Here is a 22,070-nt window from a genome sequence, read left to right on the forward strand (position 1 = left end):
AGCAGTCGCTGTCACTACGTCCACGCTGCCCGGCCCCGCGCCAGCGTGCCAGCCGGAGCATGCCGCCGGTGGCCGATCAGCGGCCGGACCCGGCCGGGACCGGGTGAGTCCGCGGGCGCGGCCCCGCGACCGCTCGGCCCTCACAGCGTGAGGGTGAACCACGTCGTCTTGCCTTCGTCCGTTGGCCGTACGCCCCAGCCGGCGGCGAGGGTGCGGACCAGGAACAGGCCGCGGCCGGACTCCTCGTCCTCGGCCGCCAGGCGCGGCTGGGGGAGGTGCGGATTGTAGTCGCTGACCTCCACGGTGACGTCGGTGGCGGTACGGCACACGCGCAGGCCGATGGGCCCCTCGGCGTGCTGGACGGCGTTGGTGAGGGTCTCGGAGAGCAGCAGGAGGGCGTCGTCCGCCAGCGCGCCGCACTGCCAGGAGGCCAGGGCCCGGCCGAGGAAGGCACGTCCCTCCCGCACCGAGGAGGCGGTGGCGGGCAGGTCGGTGGTGAGGGCGGCCAGGGGCGCGGCCGGGAGCTGGGCCAGCAGGAGGGTCACGTCGTCGTTGTGGCTCTCGGTGTCGGGCAGCAGCGTGCCGAGCACATGGTCGGCCGCCTCCTCCAGGTCGGTGGACCCGGTGAAGAACGAGTCGAGAACGGTGGTGAGTTCGGCGAGCCGCCCTTCGATGTCACTGCCGGGCGTCTCGATCAGACCGTCGGTGTACAGAACGAGTGTGGCGCCGGGCGGGATGCCCGTGCACGACTGCTCGTAGAGGACGTCGCCCACCCCGAGGGGGGCGTTGACCGGTGTGGGGAGCGTGCAAACGCCGTCGCACGGGCCGACGACGAGGGTCGGCAGATGTCCGGCGGAGCAGACGGTCACCGTGCCGGCGTCCGGCGCGATGATCAGGTAGCAGCAGGTGACCAGCTGGTCGGGGACGTCCAGGTCGGCGACCACCGTGTCCAGGGCCTGCATCAACTGGCGTGGCTGCATGCCCGTCTTGGCGAGTGCGTGGGCGGCCGAGCGCAACTGGCCCATCACGGCGGCGGCCTCCAGCCCGCGGCCCATCACGTCACCGATGAGGACGCCGACCCGGCCGGCGCCCAGCGGGATGAGGTCGAACCAGTCGCCGCCGACGCCGGCGCCCTGGGTGGCGGGCCGGTAACGGCTGGCGGTGGACAGGCCGGGCAGAGCCGGCGGCGTTCCCATGAGGCTGCGCTGCAGGGTGAGCGCGATGTGGCGCTGCTGTTCCAGCAGGGCGGTGAGCTCGGCCTCCGCGCGCTTGCGGTCGCTGATGTCCCGCACGATCGCGCACGCCCCGACCACCCGGCCGCGGGCGTCCCGGGTCGGCCACAGGGTGACGTCGACGTCCAGGAACGCCCCGTCCTTGGTGACCCGCAGCGTCTCGAAGTGTTCGACCTTCTCACCGTGCCGAAGCCGCTTCAGCAGTGCGCTGATGTCGTCCTGTAGTTCGACCGGGGCGAGCAGGGACACGTGCCTGCCGATGGCCTCCTCGGCCGCGTAGCCGTACAGACGCGCGGCGGCGGCGTTCCAGTAGGTGATGTATCCGTCGAGTGTCTTGGCGAGAATGGCGTCCTGGGACGACTCGACGAGCGCGGCCAGTTCGTTGATGCGCTCCTCTGCGGCCTTGCGGTCGCTGACGTCCCGGACGGCCGCGGACACGAGCAGGCCGTCCGCCGTCTCCATGGGGCTGAGACTGATCTCGACGGGGAACTCGGTGCCGTTCTTGCGCAGCCCGTGCAGTTCGAGCCCGGCGCCCATGGGGCGGACCTGCCGGTTGGTGGCGTACCCGTCGCGGTGCCGGGTGTGGTGGGCGCGGAACCGGTTCGGCACGAGCAACTCGACCGGGCGGCCGAGCAGTTCCTCGCGCCGGTAGCCGAACAGGGCCTCGGTCTGCGCGTTGACCAGCCTGATGGTGCCGGTGTCGTCGACGATGACCATGGCGTCCGGTGCCGCCTCCAGCAGTCCGCGGAAGCGTTCCTCTGCGGCGGACGGCCCGCTTTCGCGGAAAGGTGTCCCGCACCGGCATGCTTCGACGGCCGCGGGGTTCGCGGACCGTGTCGGTTCCTCTACAAAAGCGCCCATGCCCGCCGTCCCGCCCGCCTGTCGAGATGATTCCGGCCATCTCAGCGCACGCGGAGGGTTCCCGTACCGACATGTTGCCTACTGTCCGTGCCGTGGCCGAAGCCTTACGCATTCGGTACGGGCCTCGACCGGCCACGGACATCTCTGGTCCCGCTCGGGGCCATCGCTCCGCGCGGTGGGGTTCGTCGGGCCGGCGACGAGGGAGGAGACGGTTCGCGCGGAGCCTCACTCGTCCTCGCGGAGCCTCACTCGTCCTCAGCGAGTACGTCCCGGGCCGTGCGACGCGGTGGCCAGGGAGCTTCCGGGCCGTAGCCCAGGCGGACCACCATCTGGACGTGACCGTGCTGGTCGGCGTCCGGTGAAGCGAGCCGCCGCCGCAGATCCGGCCACTCCAGCGCCTGGTGCAGCAGCGAGGACCGTACGCCATGGGCCGCGGCCACGAGCAGCACGCACTCCAGGGCCTGGCCGGCGCGCAACCAGTCGGTCCGCCGGTCGTGGGCGGTGGACAGCAGGGCGATCGTCGGTCGCCTCTCGTGGGGGCGGGCGGCCAGGACGGCCGGATGCCGGTGGGCGCCGAAGTCCCGCATCGGCAGCGGGTCCGGGAAGTCCGGCGGCCCCAGTGCTGCCGGGGGGACACCCGGCGCCGCGCGGGGCGGGCCCTGCACCCGGTGACGGCTCTCGGCCGCTCGGTCGGCGTCCGACGCGTTCCGGTGCTCCGCCTCCCAGGTGATCCGCAGAATGCGATCGGTCTCCGGCGGCGTGGACAGCCGCATACGGCCCCCTTCGGCCAGGGCCGCTTCGGCGAGGTCGTTGAGCACGGTCGCCGGAAGGGGACGCCCGGAGAACGGGAACCGGCTGCTGTGCCGACGCCACACGGCCTCGTACAGGCCGGCCGGCGAAGAGGGCCGGGCACAGCCGGCGAGCCGCACGGTGGCCAGGACGTCGGGCCGGTCGGGGCACGGAAGCAGCCGGGTGACCGGCTCCCAGCCGAAGTGGGCCGCCGCCACCCGCAGATTGAACACCGCGCAGCCCACGGACACATGGATGGCACGGCAGCCGGGGTCCAGGAGCCGCAGTGTGCGCTCGGGCCCGGCGCGGATCACCACGGTGCCGGTGTCCGGATCGAGCCGGAAGCGCCAGGGCTGGGTGTTGTGGACGGAGGGCGCGGCCACGGCCGCGGCGATCAGGCTCTCCAGCGTCGGGGCGTCGAGAACGGCAGGGCACATCGGAACTCCTCTCCGCCCCGGACCGGTGATCGGCGGGTTGCTCGGTGACCTGTCCCAGACTGGCACCGCGGGATCCCGCGGACGAGGGACCAAACGGCCCCTCATTCGGGTCGTTCACGCCCTGCCGCACCACTCGCCTGTCGGCCGGTGTGGGGCCGGCGCGGGCGTGAGGTCACAGGGACGCGGAGTGGTCGGGGACGTAGGTCTGCAGATCGCGCGGCGGGCGCTCGTAACCGGTGGGCCCCGGCCGCTGCGGCAGCTCCAGGACGGGCGGAGACACCTCGCGGTACGGCACGGTGCTCAGCAGGTGGGCGATCATGTTCAGCCGGGCGCGGCGCTTGTCGTCACTCTCCACGACGTACCAGGGCGCCTCCAGGATGTCGGTGTGCACCAGCATCTCGTCCTTGGCCCGCGAGTACGCCTCCCAGCGGCTGATCGACTCCAGATCCATCGCTGACAGCTTCCAGCGCCGCAGCGGGTCCTCCAGCCGGCGCCGGAAGCGGTCCTGCTGCACCTCGTCGTTCACGGAGAACCAGTACTTGCGCAGCAGGATCCCGTCCTCCACCAGCATCCGTTCGAAGATCGGGCACTGGCGCAGGAACAACTGATGTTCCTCCTTGGAGCAGAAGCCCATGACGTGCTCGACCCCTGCGCGGTTGTACCAGGACCGGTCGAACAGCACGATCTCGCCGGCGGCCGGCAGGTGTTCGACGTAGCGCTGGAAGTACCACTGGGTGCGCTCGCGCTCCGTCGGCTTGGGCAGCGCCGCGATGCGGGCGATGCGCGGGTTCAGGTGCTCGGTCACCCGCTTGATGGTGCCGCCCTTGCCGGCCGCGTCACGTCCCTCGAAGACGACGACCAGGCGGGCGCCCTCCGCCCGCACCCACTCCTGCAGCTTCACCAACTCCGTCTGCAGACGCAGCAGTTCCTTCTCGTACGTCTTGCGCGGCAACGTCGCCGCCTTTTCGTCGGCCATGCCGCCTCCACCCGGTGATGCCCGTCGCGCCCGCGTCAACCAGTCCATGGTCAACCAGTCCATGGTCGAACACCAGGACGTCACCGTAGTGGCCGGACGGGAAACGCCGCACCCGGGCGAGGGCAGGGTGTCGAGGACGTCCGGACCACGGTCACGCGGTCCCCAACGGAGCCGCTCTCGGGTCCTGCTGCGCGAGGTGGGCGGTGAACCAGTCCCGGGCCAGCTGCGCCACGGTCTCCAGCGCCCCGGGCTCGGTGAAGAGGTGGGTGGCGCCCGGGACGACGGCGATGCTGTGCTCGCAGCGCATCCAGTCGGCGGCGAGCCGGTTGAGGCTGAGCACCCGCGTGTCGAGACGGCCGACGATGAAGAGCGTCGGCGCGCGCACCCGGGCCAGTGCCGCCGGGCCGGCCAGGTCGGGACGGCCGCCCCGGGAGACCACGGCGCGTACGTCGTCCTCCGCCGCGGCCTGCAGGGCGGCACCGGCGCCCGTCTGTGCGCCGAAGTAGCTCACCGGCAGGTCGATCTCCCGGCGCAGCCAGCGGGACGCGGCGCGCAGCCGCCTGGCCAGCAGCAGGATGTCGAAGACGTTGTGCCGGTTGCGCTCCTCCTCATCGGTGAGCAGGTCGAGCACCAGCGTGCCCAGGCCGGCCCGCTGGAGTGTGGCGGCCACGTGCTGGTGGGATGGGCTGTACCGGCTGCCGCAACCGCCGTGGGCGGACACCACCACGGCCCGGGCCGCCGCGGGGAGCGTGAGCCGGGCGGGCAGCCGCACGGGGCCGGCAGGCACCTCCATCTCCCGGTCGGACGAGGCCTGCTCCGGCGAGGCCTGTCCGGACGAGGCCTGCTCCGGCGAAGCCGGTTGCCGCGAGGCCTGCTGGTGCGGGCCCTCATCATGTGGGCCCTCATCATGCGGGCCCTCCTCGTGCGGGCCCCGCTCATACGAGGCCGGTGCACGCGGAGCCCGGCCCGGCGAGTGCTCGTCCGGGGCGGCCGGCGACGGAGGGGGCGAGGCGCACAGCCCTGCCTCGGCCAGCAGGGTCATCACGTCCGCGTCACTGGTCGGGGAGAAGTCCTGGTACCAGGCCCCGATGGAACCGAGGTGGCGCAGCGCCTGCAGACACACGACCTGGTCCGCCACCGTCCGCAACTGCGGGACCGTCCGTTCCGGCCCGACCGGGACCGCGAGCACGACACGGGCCGCACCGCGCGTGCGGGCCACCCGGCAGGCGGCCTCGGCCGCGGCACCCGTTGCCATCCCGTCGTCCACGACCACGGCGGTCCGCCCGGCGAGGGGCACGACCGCGCGGCGGGCGCGGCAGCGGCGTACCCGCCGTTCCAGCTCGGCCCGCTCGGCCCGCTCGACCGTCTCCTGCTCGGCGGCGCTCAGCTCGCTCTCCCGGAGCACGTCCTGGTTGAGGACCCGGACACCGTGCTCGCCCAGGGCACCGAACCCGAGTTCCGGCTGCCACGGCACCCCCAGCTTGCGCACACCGATCACGTCCAGCGGCGTACCCAGGCACCGGGCCACCTCGAACGCCACCGGGACTCCGCCCCGGGGCACCCCCAGCACCACGGCATCCGTGCCGCGCAGGTGGTCAAGCCGCCGGGCCAGGCGACGGCCGGCGTCCGCGCGGTTCTCGAAGCGCATCGCGCCACCTCCTCGTGCGTGTTCCCGCGGTGCGGCGGCAGACCGCCGCACCGCCAGTGCAGCGCGTCCGGACGGGGCGGGCAGGGGCGAGCGGCCCCTGGGCGGGGGCCGGACGGCCTGGCACCGGCCACCGGGTCCCGGTGCTCCCGTGGTGCTCTCAGGCCGGCCGACCCCGCCCCGTCGGGACCGCGGGACGCTGCCGGGGCGCCGACCCGACAAGCCGTGCCCCGTCCAGGTCCGGGTGCACCTCGAAGACCCCGGCCAGTCCGGTGAGCTGCAGGAGCCTGCGGAACGAGGCGCTGTCGCTGACCAGACGCAGCCGGCCGTCACCGGCCGCCACCCGGTTGCGTGCCCGGCACAGCAGACCCAGTCCGGCGCAGTCGATGAAGGACACCGGGCGCAGATCCAGCACCAGGTCCGGACGCGGCCCCGCGGTCAGCGCGTCGACGCGCGCGGTGAGGGACAGCTGGGTGACCAGATCGACCTGACCGCGCAGGATCACGACGGTCGTGCCGCCGATGGTGCGTTCCACGTGGTGCGTCTCGGACGCACTGTGGCATTCGGACATGGAACGAGGAAAACCCGGCCGGTGTGCCTCCCGGAAGGGCCGGTCGGCCCCTTGTGATCCGGCCCGGGGCCCGATGGCGGGGACACGGCTCGTTCGCGGGGACGATTTCCGGCCGGCCGCCCGATGGGGCCGACCGGCCCAAGCGGATGTGCCGCATCCCGGACAAGCTGGACCTGCGGGCGTTCCCGCCACCGCGCTGTGCCGGGTTCACCGCGATGGGGTCGGGCGTGCCGGCCGGCCGTGGTCGGCCGGGCGCCGAGGCCGACCGCCGAGTACGAGGGCGAGGAGCGACATGAAGGGCTACGTCTTCCACGGTCCCGGACAGTCCGCCTGGGAGGAGGTCCCCGACCCGGCCCTCAAGGAGACCACCGACGCGATCGTACGCGTCGACGCCGTCACCATCTGCGGCACGGACCTGCACATCCTCAAGGGCGACGTGCCCGAGGTCCGCCCCGGTACGGTGCTGGGGCACGAGGCCGTCGGCGACGTCGTCGAGATCGGCGACGACGTACGCACCGTGCAGCCCGGCGACCGGGTGCTGGTGTCCTGCATCACCGCCTGCGGGCGGTGCCGCTTCTGCCGCGAGGCCGTGTACGGCCAGTGCCGCGGCGGCGGGGGCTGGATCCTCGGCCACCTCGTCGACGGCACCCAGGCAGAGTACGTCCGCGTGCCCTTCGCCGACCCCTCCGTGCACCCGCTGCCCGCGGCAGTGGACGACGAGGACGCCGTGCTGCTGGCCGACATCTTCCCCACCGCCTACGAGGTGGGTGTGCTCAACGGGCGAGTACGCCCGGGAGACACCGTCGCCGTGGTGGGGGCCGGGCCCATCGGACTGGCGGCTGTCGCCACGGCCCGGCTCTTCGCGCCCGAGCGCATCGTCGTGGTGGACCTGGCCGCTGCCCGTCTCGAGGCGGCAAGGAAACTCGGCGCCGAGGCCGTGGCCGATGCGCGCGAAGCCCCCGAGCAACTCGTCGCCGACCTGACGGGAGGACTCGGCGCCGACGTGGTGATCGAGGCCGTGGGCGTGCCCGAGAGCTTCGAGCTGTGCACCCGCATGGTGCGGCCCGGCGGGCACCTGGCCAACATCGGTGTGCACGGCAAACCCGCGCTCCTGCACCTCGAAGACCTCTGGATCAAGAACGTGACCATCACCACGGGCCTGGTGGACACCCACTCCACCCCCACGCTGCTGCGGATGGCTGCCGCGGGCCGCCTGCCCACCAGGCAGCTGGTCACCCACATCTTCCCGCTCGAACGCATGGAGGAGGCGTACGACGTCTTCGGCCGCGCCGCGGACACCGGAGCGCTCAAGGTCGTTCTCGGCGGACCGCAGCGTGAGGTCGTCGCCGTGAGCGCGACCTGACGGGAGACGGCGGTCCCGCCCCGTCACCCGTGGGCGCCGGGCGGGGCCGACTGCGTCGGCCGTCCCCGGCGCGTCCGCATCACCTGGTGTCACCTCGTGGAGGGACGCGCGGAGAGGGGAGCCCTGCTCACCACCTCATCACTTGACCCCGCTGCCGTAAGGGGCGTACAGGTCGAGCAGCCGGATGCGGGCGGCCTGCAGCCGGTGGGCGACCACCCGGCCGACCCAGACGGCGATCGCCCGGCCGAACTCCGCGTCCTCGGCGCACATGGCGCGTACCACGTCCGCGTCGAACTCGTGGGCCCGCACCGGGCTCAGGGCCTCGGCTCCCAGCTGCCACACGTACGGCGGGAAGTGCCAGGAGCAGCCGACCAGTTCACCGTGTCCGAGCGACTCGATGACCGCGGCGCGCCGGCCTGGGACGTGCAGGTCGAGAGCGACCGTGCCGGTGCGGACGATCCAGAACCGGTCGGCGCGCCGGCCTTCCTCGAACAGGCGGGCGCCCATGTCGAAGGAGACCTCGCGGGAGACCTGCATCAGCCGCTCGCGGTGCTCGGCCGGGAGGGCCGCGGCCATGGTGGTGGAGGTCATTGTTCCGGGTCCTTTCGTTCCTGCGGCCCGTAACCGGCCGGTGAGTTCGTCCGGCGGCGCCGCGGCTTCCTCGGTGCTGCCGATACCGGCCGGGCACAACATGAGGGACCGTCTGCGGCCCACGGGGCCGGCGCCGCCGGCCGATCCGAACTGCCCGTGCCGGCCGAAGAGTTCGGTGGGCAGCCGTTGGCGGCGGGCCGGGGCCCGGACCGGGCGGCCGTGCGACGGGGAGAGGCCGGGGCCGGTGCGGGAGTCCCGGCCGGCCGTCCTGGGGCTCCCGCTGCCGTTCAGGACGGCGGTCCTGGGGCTCTGTGCCATCGTCCCCCTCCGGATGCCGTGGGGCTGGTGGATCCAGCCTCCGCCCTCTCGGAGCGGCACGCCACGGGCCGCTCGGGCCCGAGCCCGGGCCCTTCGGCCCCAGTGGCGAGTGGGGACCGGCCCGGGCGGCCGCGCCTCGACGGGTGGGCCGGCACCGCTCGACGCGGCTCGGCATGAATGGACGGGAAGGACCACCCGCTTCTCGCGGATCCTGATTGCGCGGTGCGCGACATGCGGCCGGAGCCGCCGCTTCTCCGCGTCTTCCTCGGTCCTTCCCGTCACCCATCAGGACACCACTTCGACCGCGCTGACGCCAGGGTCGAACTCTTCCCCTCTTCCGGTCTTCCGGTCTTCCGGTCTTCCGGTCTTCCGGGACGGAACGGCGCCCCCGCGGAGAGGTGATCGGTTCGCGCGCATCACGGTCGTCGGTGAGCCTCCTCGCACGCCGCGGGGCATGGGCCGAACGTCCCTGGAAGGGGCCGAACCGCCTCTGGGAAAGGCGGATGGCGGCTGCGACGGTGGAACTGGGATGGCTGCCGCATGACGCGGCGATCCGGCGAAAGGCGGTGGACACGATGGAGCTGCCCGTGGTCGTGGGTGTCGACGGCTCGGATTCGAGCCTGACGGCGGTCGACTGGGCCGTCGACGAAGCCGCCCGGCACCGGATGCCCGTACGGCTGGTGTACGCCTCCCTCTGGGAACGTTACGAGGGCGCCGTACCCACGGGGAGCCTGGCGCGGCCCTCCGAACAGGTGATGGCGGAACACATCGTCGCGTCCGCCGCGGAGCGGGCCCACAAACGCAACCCGGACGTCAAGGTGTCCACCGACATCATCCCCGAGGACGCGGCGTCCGCCCTGCTGCGTGAGGGCAACAACGCCTCCTTCCTGGTGACCGGATCGCGCGGCCGCGGCGAGCTGAAGGGGCTGCTGCTGGGCTCGGTCGGCCTGGCCGTGGCGGCTCGGGCGCACTGCCCCGTGATCGTGGTCCGCGGTGACAAGGCCGGCCTGGCGGGCACGCACGAGCGCATCCTGCTCGGCGTGGGGGACCCCGAGTCGGCCGGTGAGGCCGTACGGTTCGCCTTCCGCGAGGCGCAGGCACGCGGCTGCGTCCTCGATGTCGTACACGCCTGGCGCCGCCCCTCGCCGGAGGCGTCCGACGACGGCACACCGGACGCGGAACCGGCGCCCGGGCACGAGGACGAAGCCTCCGCCCTGCTCGACCGGCTGCTCGCCGAGGCCACGGCCGACCACCCGGCGGTCCGGGTGCGCCGCGCGGTGGTCGAGGGGCCGGCCCGCAAGATCCTCGTGGACCGCTCGGCCGCCGCCGATCTCGTGGTCATCGGGTCGCGGCGCAGGGTGGGGCACTTCGGCCTCCAGCTCGGCCGGGCGAGCCACACCCTGCTGCACCACGCGCAGTGTCCGGTGGCGGTCGTGCCGCAACAGGTGTGACGGCTCGGGGGAGCGGCAGTGCCGGACGGAACCTGGGAGTACCACGGCTACGCCCCCGCCGAAGAGCGGCTCCGGGAGTCGCTGTGCACCCTCGGCAACGGCTACTTCGCCACCCGCGGGGCCCTGCCGGAGTGCACCGCGGACGAGGTGCACTACCCGGGCACCTACGTGGCCGGGTGCTACGACCGGCTCACCTCGCGCGTCGCCGGCCGCCGTGTCGAGAACGAGGACGTCGTCAACCTCCCCAACTGGCTGCCCCTGCGTTTCCGGCCACCCGGGGGCGCCTGGCTCTCACCGGACACGGCGACGGTGCTCGACCACCATCAGGTGCTGGACCTGCACTCGGGCCTGCTCGAACGCCGAACCCGGTTCGCGCTCGGTGAGGGGCGGGCGCTGACCGTGCGCCAGCAGCGCCTGGTCCACATGGCCGACGCCCATCTGGCGGCACTGCGCACCGAGTTCACCGCCGAAGGGTTCGCCGGGGAGCTCGATGTGGAGGCGGCCCTCGACGGCGGTGTCGCCAACGCCGGCGTGCGCCGCTACGAGGGCCTGGACGGCCGTCACCTCACCCATGTGCACACCGGCACCGTGGCGCCCGACACGGTGTGGCTGCGCTGCCAGACCCGCACGTCCGGCATACGGATAGGCATGACCGCCCGCCTCACGGGCGACGGACAGGCCGTGACCCGGCACGAACACCCCCGCGCGATCCAGGAGTTGCGGCTGCGCCTGGAGCCCGGCCGGACGGCCACCGTGCTGAAGACCGTCGCCCTGCACACCTCGCGGGACCCCGCGATCAGCGACCCCCTGCGCGCCGCGATCGACCGGGTCGGGGCCGCCGCCGGGTACGGCGAACTGCTGCGGACGCACCTGACGGCCTGGAACCAGCTGTGGCGCCGGGCCGACATCGACGTCCCCGGAGAGCCGGGCCGCATCCTGCGCCTGCACCTTTTCCACGTGCTGCAGACCCTCTCTCCGCACACCGCCGACCTCGACGCCGGCGTGCCCGCCCGGGGACTGCACGGTGAGGCCTACCGCGGCCACGTCTTCTGGGACGAACTGTTCGTCCTGCCGTATCTGAACCTGCACTTCCCCGAGGTCTCCCGGGCTCTGCTCCGCTACCGCCACCGCCGCCTGGAACAGGCCTGCGCGGCGGCGCGCGCGGTCGGGCGGCGCGGTGCCCTGTACCCGTGGCAGAGCGGCAGCGACGGACGGGAGGAGACCCAGCGGCTGCACCTCAATCCCCGGTCCGGGCGCTGGCTGCCGGACAACTCGCGGCTCCAGCGCCACGTCGGCTCGGCGGTCGCCTACAACGTGTGGCAGTACTGCGAGGCGAGCGGCGACGCCGAGTTCCTGCACACCAAGGGTGCCGAGATGCTGCTGCACATCGCCCGCTTCTGGGCGGACTCGGCCACCTGGGACGAGCACCTGGGACGTCACCGCATCCTGGGCGTGATGGGCCCCGACGAGTACCACGACGCCTATCCCGGCGCGACGAGGCCAGGCCTCGACGACAACGCCTACACCAACGTCACGGCGGCCTGGGTGCTCGCCCGCGCCCTGGAGACACTGCGGACCCTTCCCGAGCCGCGTCGGCGCGAACTCGCCGAGCGCACCGGTCTGGACGGCACGGAGCTCGAACGGTGGCAGAACGTCTCCCGCAGCCTGTACGTCCCCTTCCACGACGGCGTCATCAGCCAGTTCGAGGGGTACGGCGACCTCGCCGAACTGGACTGGTACGACTACCGCAAACGCTACGACGACATCCGCCGCCTGGACCGGATCCTCGAGGCGGAGGGTGACAGCGTCAACCGCTACAAGGCGTCCAAGCAGGCCGACGTGCTGATGCTCGGCTACCTGTTCTCCCCGTCCGAACTCCGGGCCCTCCTGGCACGGTTGGGTCACCGCCTCGACGAGGACACCTGGGCCCGCACCGTCGACTACTACCTGGACCGCACCAGCCACGGCTCGACTCTCAGCGGACTGGTCCACGGCTGGGTCCTGGCCCGTGCCCGGCGCGCCGAGGCCTGGGTGTTCTGCCAGGAGGCCCTGCGCAGCGACATCGCCGATCTGCAGGGCGGCACCACCGGCGAGGGCATCCACCTGGGTGCCATGGCCGGCACCCTCGATCTCGTCCAGCGCGGCCTGACCGGGCTCGAGACCCGCGCGGGCGCGCTGTGGCTCGACCCCGTGCCGCTGCCGGCACTGTCGTCGTACGGCTTCGCCATCCGCTACCGGGGGCACTGGGGCGTGCAACTGCGGCTGGAGCACGGCCGGATGGAGATCGCGGTGCCGTCGTCGGACCGGTCCCCGATCGATGTGCGGCTGCCCGGCCGCGCGGTCTGCGTCCAGCCGGGGGAGACGTGCGGCCTGGTGCTGCGGGAGTGACCGTCACCCCGGCTCCCGCAGCGCGGGCCGGCGCCCGACCCCGGCGTCGTCACACCTCCAACGGGCCGGCCAGCTCCACGATGTCGTCGGCGGCCACGTCGTGCAGCCGTATGGCGAGGTCCTCCAAGGCCCGGCTCGCCGCGAGCTCGTCACCGATCTCCGGAACGGGCCGGTCGACCGGGTTGCGCCGGGCCACGCCCCGGCCGGTGACGGTGGAGGTGTCCCGCGTGCTGAGCACGGCACGTGCGTGGGTGTCGTCGCCCTCCTCGGTGATGAAGATCTGCACGGTCCACTGCTTGGCTTCCATCGTGATCACTTCCGTACGAAGGGCCCCCGCTCCTCCCACACTGCGCGCGCAGCCGCCGCCGTGCCAGAGCCGAACGGCCCCCGGTGAACACGGCCGAAGCGCGCCCGCCCCGGCCTGGGGCCGAAGGACCCGGGCGAGGTCGGTGCGGCCCATGCGCGGACCCGCCGCCGGCGGGAGACTCGAGGGAGAGGGCAGGTCACGCATCGGGACCGGGAGGCACGTCATGCTTCGCAACGTCGTGGCGGGAATCGACGGATCCCCGGAAGGTCTCGCGGCCGCACACTGGGCGGCCCAGGAGGCCCTGCGCCGGGGAACCGGGCTGAGTCTCGTGCACGCCTGGCGCAGCCAGCCACGCCCGGCGCCCGGCGTCCCTCTGGGCAGCCCGGACCATGAGCGGGCCGAGCACCTCCTGCGCACGGCGGTGGACAGCGTCCGCGCCCCGCACCCGGCGCTGGGGGTCGCCGGCCGCCTGATGCACGACTCCGCGGCTTCCGCACTGCTCTCGGCGGCCGAGGACGCGGAGCTGCTGGTGCTCGGGTCGCGCGGCCTCGGCAGCGTGGCCGGCTTCGTGACGGGTTCGGTGTCCCAGCGGGTCGTGGGCCGCTCCTCGCGCCCGGTCGTACTGGTCAGGGCGGGGCAGTGCGCCGCCGACGAGCATCTGCCGGCCGCGGACGGTGTCGCCCCGGAGGAGATCCCCGAGACCCCCTACCGCGCGGTCGTCCTCGGTCTGGACGTCCGGCACCCCTCCGACGAACTGATCCAGTTCGCCTTCGAGGCCGCCCGGCGGCGCGACACCGGCCTGCGCGTCGTCCACGCCTTCACGGTCCGGCCCTCGACGGTCTCCGCCGCCGTCCCGACCGACCCCTCTCCCGGGCCGGAAGTGTTCGACGCCGGGAAACGCACCGTCGTCTCGGCTCTGCGACCCTGGTCGGAGAAGTACCCCGAGGTGCCCGTGACCGAGTACGTCGTCGAAGGACGTCCCGCCGCGGAACTGGTGGCGGCCGCGGCGGGCGCCGGGCTCGTCGTGGTGGGGCGGCGCACCACCGGCGGCCTGACCGTTGCCCACATCGGCCCGGTCACCCACGCGGTCCTGCACCACGTCGGCTGCCCGGTCGCCGTCGTCCCGCCCGCCTGAGTCACCGTCGTGCCGCACGCCCGAGCCACCGCCGGCCGGCGTGCCGGGCAGCGACACCCGCGGCGCACCGGATCGCCCGGACGCCCCCCGCCCACCGGCCCCGACCGACCGCCCCGCCGTACTGCGCCTGACCGCCTGACCGCCTGACCGCCTGGCCGCCTGGTCGCTGGAGGGCCCGCCCTCCAGACGACCGACCGCGTACCCGACCGCCACACCGACCTACGCACCCCCTAGGACCGGCCCCATGCGCATCGTCATCTCCCTCGGCGGCAATGCCCTGCTCCTGAGGGGGGACCGCCCGGACGCGGACGTCCAGCGGGCGAACGTCGTCCGGGTGGCCACCGCCCTCGCTCCTCTGGCCCACGAACACGACCTCGTGGTCACCCACGGCAACGGGCCACAGATCACGCTGCTCGCCGAGGAGAGCACGGCCGACCCCGAGCTCTCCGCCCCGTACCCGCTGGATCTGCTCACGGCCCAGACCCAGGGCATGATCGGCTCGCTGCTGACCCGCGCCCTGCGGGACGCGTTGCCCGGACGGCGGATCGTCACCCTGGTCACGCACACGCTCGTCCGGGCCGACGACCCGGGGCTCGCCCGGCCCACCACACCCCTCGGCCCGTCCTACCCGCGCGCATTGGCGGAGGCGTTCGCCCGCCGACGCGGCTGGCACATCGCTCCGGACGGTCACGGCGGCTGGCGCCGCGTCGTCCCCGCGCCGAATCCCGAGCGGATCGTGGAGACCGACACCGTCCACGAGTTGCTGGGCGGCGGCTCCCTGGTGGTCTGCGCGGGCGGCGGAGGGGTGCCCGTGACCACGGACGGCAACGCGATCTGCACCGAAGCCGTCGTCGACAAGGATCTGGCAGCCGCCCGCCTCGCCGCGGACCTCAAGGCCGAGTTCCTGCTCATCCTCACCGACGTCCCGAACGTCTACGCCCACTACGGCACCCCGGATCAACGGCCCGTCCTCGACACCACGCCGTCCCGGCTGCGCGCCGGCCGCTACCCCGACGACACGATGGGCCCGAAGGCCGAAGCGGCCGCCCGTTTCGTGGCGGGCACCGGTGCACCGGCCGCCATCGGCGCCCTCGACGCGGCCTATGCGATCGTCCAGGGCCGGTCGGGCACACTGGTCCGCCCCGACCTGGCCGCCGGATGACGGAGGGACGAGCCGGGCGGCCGAACGCCTGCGCCGGTTCACGCGGCCACGGCGGGCCGCACGACGGGCCGCTCGACGGGCCGACGGTCCCGGCGGGGCGTGCCGCATCGACCGGGGGACACCGTGGCACCCTGGCAGCATGTGCGGTCGTTACGTCTCCACCCGCCGTCCCGAGGACCTGGTCCAGCACTTCCGCGCCACCGAGTGGCGCCCCGAGGAGACTCTGGCGCCGAGCTGGAACGTCGCGCCGACCGACGAGGTGTGGGCCGTGCTGGAGCGCACCCCGCGCGAGGAGCGCGACGGGGACGGCACCTCGGTGCGCAGGGAGTTGAGACCGCTGCGCTGGGGACTGGTGCCGTCGTGGGCGAAGGACGTGAAGATCGGCGCCCGGATGATCAACGCGCGGATGGAAACCGTGCACGAGAAGCCGGCCTTCCGCCGCGCGTTCGTCAAGCGTCGCTGTCTGCTGCCCGCGGACGGCTTCTACGAGTGGCAGCAGATCACGTCCGGTGACACGGCAAGGCCCCGCAAGCAGCCCTACTTCATCCACCCCGAGGACGGTCAGGTGATGGCACTGGCCGGGCTGTACGAGTACTGGCGCAACCCGGAGGTCGCGCGCGACGACGACCCCGCCGCCTGGCTGACGACCTGCACCATCATCACCACGGAGGCGACCGACGCGGCCGGCCGTGTCCATCCGCGCATGCCGCTCGCCCTCACCACCGACCACTACGACGCCTGGCTGGACCCCCGCAATCAGCACCCCGGCGAGCTGCGGGAGCTGCTCGGTACACCGGGGGACGGGCATCTCGGCGCCCGGCCCGTCTCCTCGGCCGTCAACGACGTCCGCAACAACGGGCCCGAGCTCCTGGAGGCGGCCGCGCCGTAGCCCGGCGCGGCGAATCACGTGGTCGCAGGCTCCGCAAGGCGTTGCAGCAGGCCGAGCAGCGTCACCCGGTCGGTGTCGGACAAGGGGGAGAAGCAGGAGGCGAGCACCTCGTCGGCGACCCGGCGGCCGGTGGCCAGGACCCGTTCGCCCGCCGGGGTGAGGTGGTGCTCGATGCGCCGGCCGTGTCCTTTTCGTCGCTCGACCAGGCCCTGGTTCGTCAGACGGCCGACCAGCGCGCCGAAGGCCTGTTCGGTCTGGAACGTCGCGCCGGCCAGCTCGCGGGCCGACGCCCCGGGCGAGCGGCTGATCGCGCGCAGGGCGTCCCACTGGGCGAGGGTCGTACCGACGGCGGACAGCGCGCTGTCGAGCGCCCGGTGCTGTCGGTACTGGGCGAGCTTGACCGCCCTTCCCAGAGCTTGCAGGTCAGGATGCATGAACTGAGTCTACGCCATGACTAAGCTGGCTTATATAAACATGTTTAGTTATGCTGTGCGCATGCTCACGAATCACACGGCGGACGTGTACGCCGACCTGTCCCTCACCCTGTCCGAAGCCGGAACAGGCAGGCCCGTCCTGGTACTTCACGGTGGCGGGGGCCCGGCCACGGTCGCCGGACTCGCCCAGCACCTCTCCCGGACCGCGCACACCCTCACGCCCGTGCTCCCCGGCTGGGACGGCACCCACCGTCCCGACTGGCTCACCGGTGTCGACGACCTCGCCCTCGCCCATCTGCACCTCCTGCACGACCGCGGCCTGGAGGACGTCCTGGTCGTCGGTTCCTCCCTCGGCGGCTGGATCGCCGCCGAGATGGCCGCGCGGGACACGGCGGGCCTCATCACCGGGCTCGTGCTGATCGACGCGGTCGGCGTGCACGTCCCGTCGGAGCCCATCACCGACGTCTTCGCGCTCGACGCCCGGGGGCTCGCCGAGCACTCCTGGCACGACCCGGACCGCCACTACGTCGACCCCGCGGACGTCCCTCCCGGCCAACTCGCGCTCCGGCAGGGCAACATGGCCACCATGCGCATCCTCGCCGCCGACCCCTACATGCACGATCCCAAGCTGCTGCGTCGACTGGCGCGGGTCCGGGTGCCCGCGCTGCTGCTCTGGGGGCAGAGCGACCGCGTCGTCACTCCGGCCTACGGGGCGGCGTACGCCCGTGCCTTCGCGGACGGCAGGTTGGAGGTCGTTCCCGAGGCGGGCCATCTGCCGCACATCGAACAGCCCGAGGCGACGTTCGCGCTGATCGACGCCCACCTGCGGAGGACGAGCACCGCTCCCGTGCGGTGACCGACCCGCCCGCGCGCGGCGTCCGTTCTGCCCTTACCGTGCTCTTGACGTGACCGGTGGTCAGGAACGGGCAGGAGGTGTCGCAAGCGGTGGCCGATGCGGGCGGTCGGACAGCCGGGCGGGGCCGGGGGCGCCGGCCCGGCGGCGCGGTGCTCGGCAGCCGCCCGGCGCACACCGTGCGGTTCCCGCCGCGCGCCCCGCGGGCTTCGACGGGCCCGGCGGGCCCGGTGGGCCTCGAAGGCCCGGAAGGCTCCCCGGCGGAGCGTACGGTGCCGTGGCTGCGCGTGGCCGCCGCATACGCCTGGCGTCTCATCCTCGTCGGCATCGGCGTCTACGGCGTGTTCACCGTGCTGGGCCGCTTCCAGCTCATCACCGTGGCCCTGTTCCTGGCGCTCGTCGTCACCTCCGTCCTGCGTCCCGTCGCCGACCTGCTGAACAGTCAGTTCCCCAGGCCGCTGAGTGTCGCCGTCGCGCTCGTCGGCAGCCTGCTGCTCCTGTTCGCGCTGCTCGCCCTGGTGGGCAACGCGGTGGCGGGCGAGTCGGCGAAGCTGGCGGGCGAGTTCCGGGGCGGCATCCACCGGATCGAGGTGTGGCTCCAGCACCCGCCCTTCCGGCTCAGTCCCGGCAGGCTCTCCAATCTGCAACGCCAGGTCACGGACTACCTCGCCGCCCACCGGTCGAGCCTGCTCAGCAGTGCCGTCAGCGGTCTGGGCCGACTCGTCGAACTGATCACCGGAGGCGCACTCGCCCTCTTCTCCTCCGTCTTCTTCATCCACTCCGGCGAGCGGCTGTGGGCCTGGGTGCGCGACCAACTGCTGCCCAGTGGGGCCCGCCGGGCGTGGGACAAGGCGGGACGCGCGGCCTGGCGGACGTTCGCCGGGTACACGCGCGGCATCATCATCGTGGCCGCCACCAACGCCGTACTCGTCGGCATCGCCCTGCTGGTGCTGCGCGTACCGCTCGCGCTGCCGCTGGCGCTGCTGGAGTTCTTTGCCACGTTCGTGCCGCTGGTGGGCTCACCGGTCGCGCTCGCCGTGGCCACCGTGGTCGCCCTCGCGGGCCGCGGCCCGCTCACGGCCGCCGCCGTCCTGGTCCTCATCGTCGTCATCGGCCAGATCGAAGGACACGTCCTGCACCCCTTGGTGATGAGCTGGGCGGTCCGCCTCCATCCGCTCGTGGTGGCGATCTCCGTGCTCGCCGGCAGCATCGTCGGGGGCGTGATCGGCGCCATCGTCGCCGTCCCGTTCATCTCCGTCGTCTGGGCGGTGCTGCGCGCCCTGCGGACGGTCCCGCCGTAGCGCAGCCCGGTGGCGGTGTGCTGCCGCTTTTCGGCCGCCGCAGAGGGGGCACGCGTCCGGGGTACGACCCCCCGAGCGCAGGATGGTGCCGTGATGACCGAGTACGAACGTTCACGCACGATGCCCGCACAGCCCGAGCACGTCTTCGACCAGGCCGCCAACCTCGACCAGCTCGACGCCTGGCTGCCGGACGCCCTCCATGTGCACGTCGAGGACCCGCCCGCCGCCACGGTGCACGAGGACCACACCGGCCAGGACACCTCCGCCCTGCTGCGCGCCGAGCGTGACCAGATGCGGATCGAATGGGGCACCCGGGAGCAGGGCAGCTACGCCGGATGGCTCCAGGTCGCCGGGATCGGTGGCGGCGCCAGCGAGGTGACCGTCCACCTGTCGTTCTTCGACACGGGCCACGACCCGGGCGAGCGGGCCGTGTGCGACGCCCTGGACAGCAGCCTGCGGCGGCTGGAGGAGCAGGTGCGGCTGCGCGTCGACCACGCGGGCGGCTGAGCGCACCGCGCCGCGCCGTGCCGTCGAGGACGGACGAGACGTACCGCCGGCCAAGGCTCCAACGGGCGCTTTTCAACCCTTCGGCGCTGTTTTTGCTCTCCGTCACGGATACCCCACCAGTGACTCCACGGCCATGGTCGCGAACACGGCTCCCCAGACGGTGGTCACCATCACGTTGACGTGTGTGAAGACGGGCGAGTCCCAGACATCGGCCGGGCCCGACTCCCGGGCGTACTGCGCGGTGAAGGGGTCTCCGAGCCCCCGGCCGGGACGAGCCACGAGGCTTCCGGTGAGCCGTCAGCACTCTTGGAAGTCAGGGGGGCTTGGGCGGGACGTGCCGGGGTGTGCGGTCCCGCTGAGGGGGCCGCACACCGAGCTTGCAAGGGGTTCGGGTCGAATCAGTGGCCGCCACCGTGGCCGCCGCCACCACCGCCGCCACCGTGGTCACCGCCACCGTGGTCACCGCCACCGTGGTCGCCGCCACCGTGGTCACCACCGCCGTGGTCGCCGCCACCGTGGTCACCACCGCCGTGGTCGCCGTTGCCACCATGGTCACCGTGATCGCCATGATCGCCATGGTCACCGTGATCGCCGTGGTCGCCGTGGTCACCGCAGTCGTTCCACCAGTCGGTGAAATCGCCGTCGCAGCCACGACTGAAGGAGTGGTCGGAGTCGTGAACCGGTGCGCCCGCCGCCGCGGTACCCGCCGCGCCGACCGCCGCGCCGCCGGCCAGAAGAACGCCCGCCGCGGAAACCGCGAAGAGGCGCTTCGCGCGCTGTGCTCGCATGGATATACCTTTCCTTCCATCGTCTCGCGCGATGTGCAGGGCGCGAGATTGATGGCCGCGGCCGCCAACAGGCTCCAGGCCGCGGTCGTAAGGGCTGCCGCAATTATGAGAAGCACGTCTGCGCCTTCGGCACCCTCGTGTCGCCCGCGTAAGCTTCCGCGGGCGTGCGCTGCGGTCACAGCCCCTGAGTGGATCCGCCGGTCGGTGCGTGCCCCGTGTTGCGGCTCTCAGTGATAGACGCTAGTCGCCGCTCGGCGGGTCGGCATCTTGAGAGCGCAACTAATTTCGGCACCCGCGCCGAGGGCCGAATCCCCGCGTCGGAGCACGGTTCCCGCCGCCCCGCCCCGCCTGAGAAGCCGCCAGGGCGGCCGGGTTCCCGCCCCCGCTTCCTCGACGCCCTCAGGGACGCGGCGCCCGGCGGGGTACTCGGATGCACCACCGACAGGAAGGCGGGCAACGACATGCGGATCGATCTGAAGGGCCGCACGGCACTCGTCACCGGTTCGACCCAGGGCATCGGCGCGGCGATCGCCACCGGGCTCGCCGGCGCGGGGGCCCGGGTGGGCATCAACGGACGTGACTCCGCGCGGGTGGAGGACAGCGCCGCCCGGTTGCGCGAGGTCCTGCCCGACGCCGACCTGGTGCCGGTGGCCGCCGACGTGACCACCGAGGAGGGTGCGCGCCGGGCGGTGGACGCCCTGGGCCAGGTGGACATCCTCGTCAACAACCTCGGCATCTTCGGCACCGCCGATCCGCTGGAGATCGCGGACGACGAGTGGCGGCGCTACTTCGAGGTGAACGTCCTGGCAGCGATACGGCTGACCCGCCTGCTGCTGCCGGGCATGACCGGACGCGGCTGGGGGCGCGTCCAGTACATCGCCAGTGACTCGGCGGTCGTGATCCCCGCCGAGATGATCCACTACGGCATGTCGAAGACCGCGCTGCTGGCGGTGAGCCGGGGGTTCGCCAAACAGGCGGCCGGCACCGGCGTCACGGTCAACGCCGTCATCGCGGGCCCGACCCACACCGCGGGCGTGGAGGACTTCGTCTACGAACTCGTCGACCGGGACCTGGCCTGGGAGGAGGCCCAGCGCGTCTTCATGCGGCGGCACCGCCCGCAGTCCCTGCTGCAGCGGCTGATCGAGCCCGAGGAGATCGCCCACATGGTCGTCTACCTCAGCTCCGAGCAGGCATCGGCCACCACCGGGGGCGCCCTGCGCGTGGACGGCGGCTACGTCGACTCCATCCTGCCCTGACCGGTGGCGGCGCCCCCGTACAGGGCCACGGTCGTGGTGACCCGCACGACACACGGTGCGCGGGGAGTCGAGCCGAAACCGAATCGCACCGCGGGTTCCACCGCCGCGAGGGCGCCGAGGCCCACGCCGTCGTAGGAGGCGGTGACACGGCGGACCGGACGCAGATCCCGAGCCCCGTACCACTCGCGGCGGCCCGCGCCGGCACTTCCGCGGGTGCGCACCCCGCGCAGCAGGCGGGCCGGACCGTCCACCACCGCGATCCAGGCCGGAGTGACGGCGAGTCTGCGCGGCACGGCACGCAGCAGCAGCCCCAGCGGGCCGCGCCGGCCGGTCGTGAATCGCAGTTCCAGCGGACCCGCGGACACCGCCCAGGTGTCTCCCCGTACCTCCACACCGACCGGTACGATCCGCACCTCGTCGAAGGTGTACGTCCCGGCGACGAAGCCCGCCGTGCGCCGGTCCGGGGCGAGCAGCAGACGATGCCCGTCGCCGCGCTCCAGCATCACGTCGCTGAACGGGCCGAACGGGGAGTGCGCCCAGTGCCCCAGCACCAGGCGGGTGCCGGAGGACGTTCCGGCCCCGGCGATCCAGCCGTCGAAGACCATCCGCTCACGAGAGCGGGACCGTCCGTGCCGCCACACCCTGGCGCGACGGCTGACGTCCATCGCATCCCTCCCGACTCGTCCGCCGCTGCCCGTCCCCGGTCCCGGCGACGGAACGGGGTGTCGCCGAAGGCGCGGCTGCGGGTTCCCGCCTGCCGGCGGCCCGAAACAGCGGCTGGACTCGGCTTGCGGGCGCGCTCCGGATCCGCTGGGA

21 protein-coding genes are annotated in these 22,070 nt (G+C 73.1%); 10 read left to right on the forward strand and 11 right to left on the reverse strand.

What is annotated here, in order from left to right:
- Positions 1-140: 140 nt before the first annotated feature.
- The 5 genes from AB0A61_RS18780 to AB0A61_RS18800 all read right to left on the reverse strand — a co-directional run bounded on the left by AB0A61_RS18780 (position 141) and on the right by AB0A61_RS18800 (position 6,511).
- Positions 141-2,093: a PAS domain S-box protein gene (locus AB0A61_RS18780; RefSeq protein ID WP_361292983.1), complete on the reverse strand. Its 1,953-nt coding sequence runs from the start codon at positions 2,091-2,093 to the stop codon at positions 141-143.
- Positions 2,094-2,338: 245 nt separating this feature from the next.
- Positions 2,339-3,319, reverse strand: a complete 981-nt coding sequence (locus tag AB0A61_RS18785) for a nitroreductase family protein (RefSeq protein WP_361292985.1) — start codon at positions 3,317-3,319, stop codon at positions 2,339-2,341.
- Between the two features lie 172 nt (positions 3,320-3,491).
- A complete protein-coding gene (gene ppk2 / locus AB0A61_RS18790) occupies positions 3,492-4,295 on the reverse strand; it encodes a polyphosphate kinase 2 (RefSeq protein WP_361292987.1) in 804 nt (267 codons plus the stop codon).
- 151 nt (positions 4,296-4,446) lie between these two features.
- A complete protein-coding gene (locus AB0A61_RS18795) occupies positions 4,447-5,943 on the reverse strand; it encodes a phosphoribosyltransferase family protein (protein ID WP_361292989.1) in 1,497 nt (498 codons plus the stop codon).
- Positions 5,944-6,100: 157 nt separating this feature from the next.
- Entirely contained in the window at positions 6,101-6,511 is a 411-nt protein-coding gene (locus AB0A61_RS18800) for an STAS domain-containing protein (RefSeq protein ID WP_361292990.1), read from the reverse strand.
- Between the two features lie 292 nt (positions 6,512-6,803).
- Between AB0A61_RS18800 and AB0A61_RS18805 the strand changes: the two genes are divergently transcribed.
- A complete protein-coding gene (locus AB0A61_RS18805; RefSeq protein WP_361292991.1) occupies positions 6,804-7,874 on the forward strand; it encodes a zinc-dependent alcohol dehydrogenase family protein in 1,071 nt (356 codons plus the stop codon).
- 138 nt (positions 7,875-8,012) lie between these two features.
- Here the strand turns inward: AB0A61_RS18805 and AB0A61_RS18810 are convergent, their stop codons facing one another.
- Positions 8,013-8,465 (reverse strand): cyclic nucleotide-binding domain-containing protein, encoded by a 453-nt coding sequence (locus AB0A61_RS18810; protein ID WP_361293271.1) that lies wholly within the window; start codon positions 8,463-8,465, stop codon positions 8,013-8,015.
- An 893-nt stretch (positions 8,466-9,358) separates the two neighbouring features.
- Here AB0A61_RS18810 and AB0A61_RS18815 point away from each other — a divergent pair.
- Positions 9,359-10,234, forward strand: coding sequence for a universal stress protein (locus AB0A61_RS18815; protein WP_361293273.1), 876 nt, complete (start codon positions 9,359-9,361; stop codon positions 10,232-10,234).
- Positions 10,235-10,252: 18 nt separating this feature from the next.
- A complete protein-coding gene (locus AB0A61_RS18820; RefSeq protein ID WP_361292993.1) occupies positions 10,253-12,622 on the forward strand; it encodes a glycosyl hydrolase family 65 protein in 2,370 nt (789 codons plus the stop codon).
- Between the two features lie 49 nt (positions 12,623-12,671).
- Here the strand turns inward: AB0A61_RS18820 and AB0A61_RS18825 are convergent, their stop codons facing one another.
- Entirely contained in the window at positions 12,672-12,929 is a 258-nt protein-coding gene (locus AB0A61_RS18825) for a DUF1876 domain-containing protein (RefSeq protein ID WP_361293275.1), read from the reverse strand.
- 223 nt (positions 12,930-13,152) lie between these two features.
- Here AB0A61_RS18825 and AB0A61_RS18830 point away from each other — a divergent pair, with 223 nt between their 5' ends.
- The 3 genes from AB0A61_RS18830 (at position 13,153) to AB0A61_RS18840 (ending at position 16,115) form a co-directional block, all read left to right on the forward strand.
- Positions 13,153-14,064 (forward strand): universal stress protein, encoded by a 912-nt coding sequence (locus AB0A61_RS18830; protein WP_361292995.1) that lies wholly within the window; start codon positions 13,153-13,155, stop codon positions 14,062-14,064.
- A gap of 244 nt (positions 14,065-14,308) precedes the next feature.
- Positions 14,309-15,226 carry a carbamate kinase gene (locus AB0A61_RS18835; protein ID WP_361292997.1) on the forward strand — a complete coding sequence of 306 codons (918 nt, stop codon included), beginning with the start codon at positions 14,309-14,311 and terminating at the stop codon, positions 15,224-15,226.
- A gap of 139 nt (positions 15,227-15,365) precedes the next feature.
- Entirely contained in the window at positions 15,366-16,115 is a 750-nt protein-coding gene (locus AB0A61_RS18840; protein ID WP_361292999.1) for an SOS response-associated peptidase, read from the forward strand.
- 14 nt (positions 16,116-16,129) lie between these two features.
- On the opposite strand, the gene AB0A61_RS18845 is transcribed toward AB0A61_RS18840, so the two are convergent.
- Positions 16,130-16,549 (reverse strand): MarR family winged helix-turn-helix transcriptional regulator, encoded by a 420-nt coding sequence (locus AB0A61_RS18845; protein WP_361293001.1) that lies wholly within the window; start codon positions 16,547-16,549, stop codon positions 16,130-16,132.
- Between the two features lie 61 nt (positions 16,550-16,610).
- Here AB0A61_RS18845 and AB0A61_RS18850 point away from each other — a divergent pair, with 61 nt between their 5' ends.
- The 3 genes from AB0A61_RS18850 to AB0A61_RS18860 all read left to right on the forward strand — a co-directional run bounded on the left by AB0A61_RS18850 (position 16,611) and on the right by AB0A61_RS18860 (position 19,210).
- The gene (locus AB0A61_RS18850) at positions 16,611-17,405 is read left to right on the forward strand and encodes an alpha/beta hydrolase (RefSeq protein ID WP_361293003.1); all 795 of its coding nucleotides are present in this window, start codon (positions 16,611-16,613) and stop codon (positions 17,403-17,405) included.
- 89 nt (positions 17,406-17,494) lie between these two features.
- The gene (locus AB0A61_RS18855) at positions 17,495-18,703 is read left to right on the forward strand and encodes an AI-2E family transporter (protein WP_361293005.1); all 1,209 of its coding nucleotides are present in this window, start codon (positions 17,495-17,497) and stop codon (positions 18,701-18,703) included.
- Positions 18,704-18,796: 93 nt separating this feature from the next.
- Positions 18,797-19,210, forward strand: coding sequence for an SRPBCC family protein (locus tag AB0A61_RS18860; protein WP_361293007.1), 414 nt, complete (start codon positions 18,797-18,799; stop codon positions 19,208-19,210).
- Positions 19,211-19,312: 102 nt separating this feature from the next.
- On the opposite strand, the gene AB0A61_RS18865 is transcribed toward AB0A61_RS18860, so the two are convergent.
- Positions 19,313-19,489, reverse strand: a complete 177-nt coding sequence (locus tag AB0A61_RS18865; protein WP_361293009.1) for a hypothetical protein — start codon at positions 19,487-19,489, stop codon at positions 19,313-19,315.
- Positions 19,490-19,523: 34 nt separating this feature from the next.
- The gene (locus AB0A61_RS18870; RefSeq protein ID WP_361293011.1) at positions 19,524-19,820 is read right to left on the reverse strand and encodes a hypothetical protein; all 297 of its coding nucleotides are present in this window, start codon (positions 19,818-19,820) and stop codon (positions 19,524-19,526) included.
- Between the two features lie 639 nt (positions 19,821-20,459).
- Here AB0A61_RS18870 and AB0A61_RS18875 point away from each other — a divergent pair.
- Positions 20,460-21,254 carry an SDR family oxidoreductase gene (locus AB0A61_RS18875; protein WP_361293013.1) on the forward strand — a complete coding sequence of 265 codons (795 nt, stop codon included), beginning with the start codon at positions 20,460-20,462 and terminating at the stop codon, positions 21,252-21,254.
- Here AB0A61_RS18875 and AB0A61_RS18880 read toward each other — a convergent pair.
- On the reverse strand, positions 21,230-21,919 hold the full coding sequence (locus tag AB0A61_RS18880) for a hypothetical protein (protein WP_361293015.1): 690 nt from the start codon (positions 21,917-21,919) through the stop codon (positions 21,230-21,232). The two genes, AB0A61_RS18875 and AB0A61_RS18880, sit on opposite strands and share 25 nt — an antisense overlap.
- Between the last annotated feature and the right edge of the window lie 151 nt (positions 21,920-22,070).

Source organism: Streptomyces sp. NPDC046197, from assembly GCF_040646295.1.
In the GTDB taxonomy this organism is placed as follows: domain Bacteria; phylum Actinomycetota; class Actinomycetes; order Streptomycetales; family Streptomycetaceae; genus Streptomyces.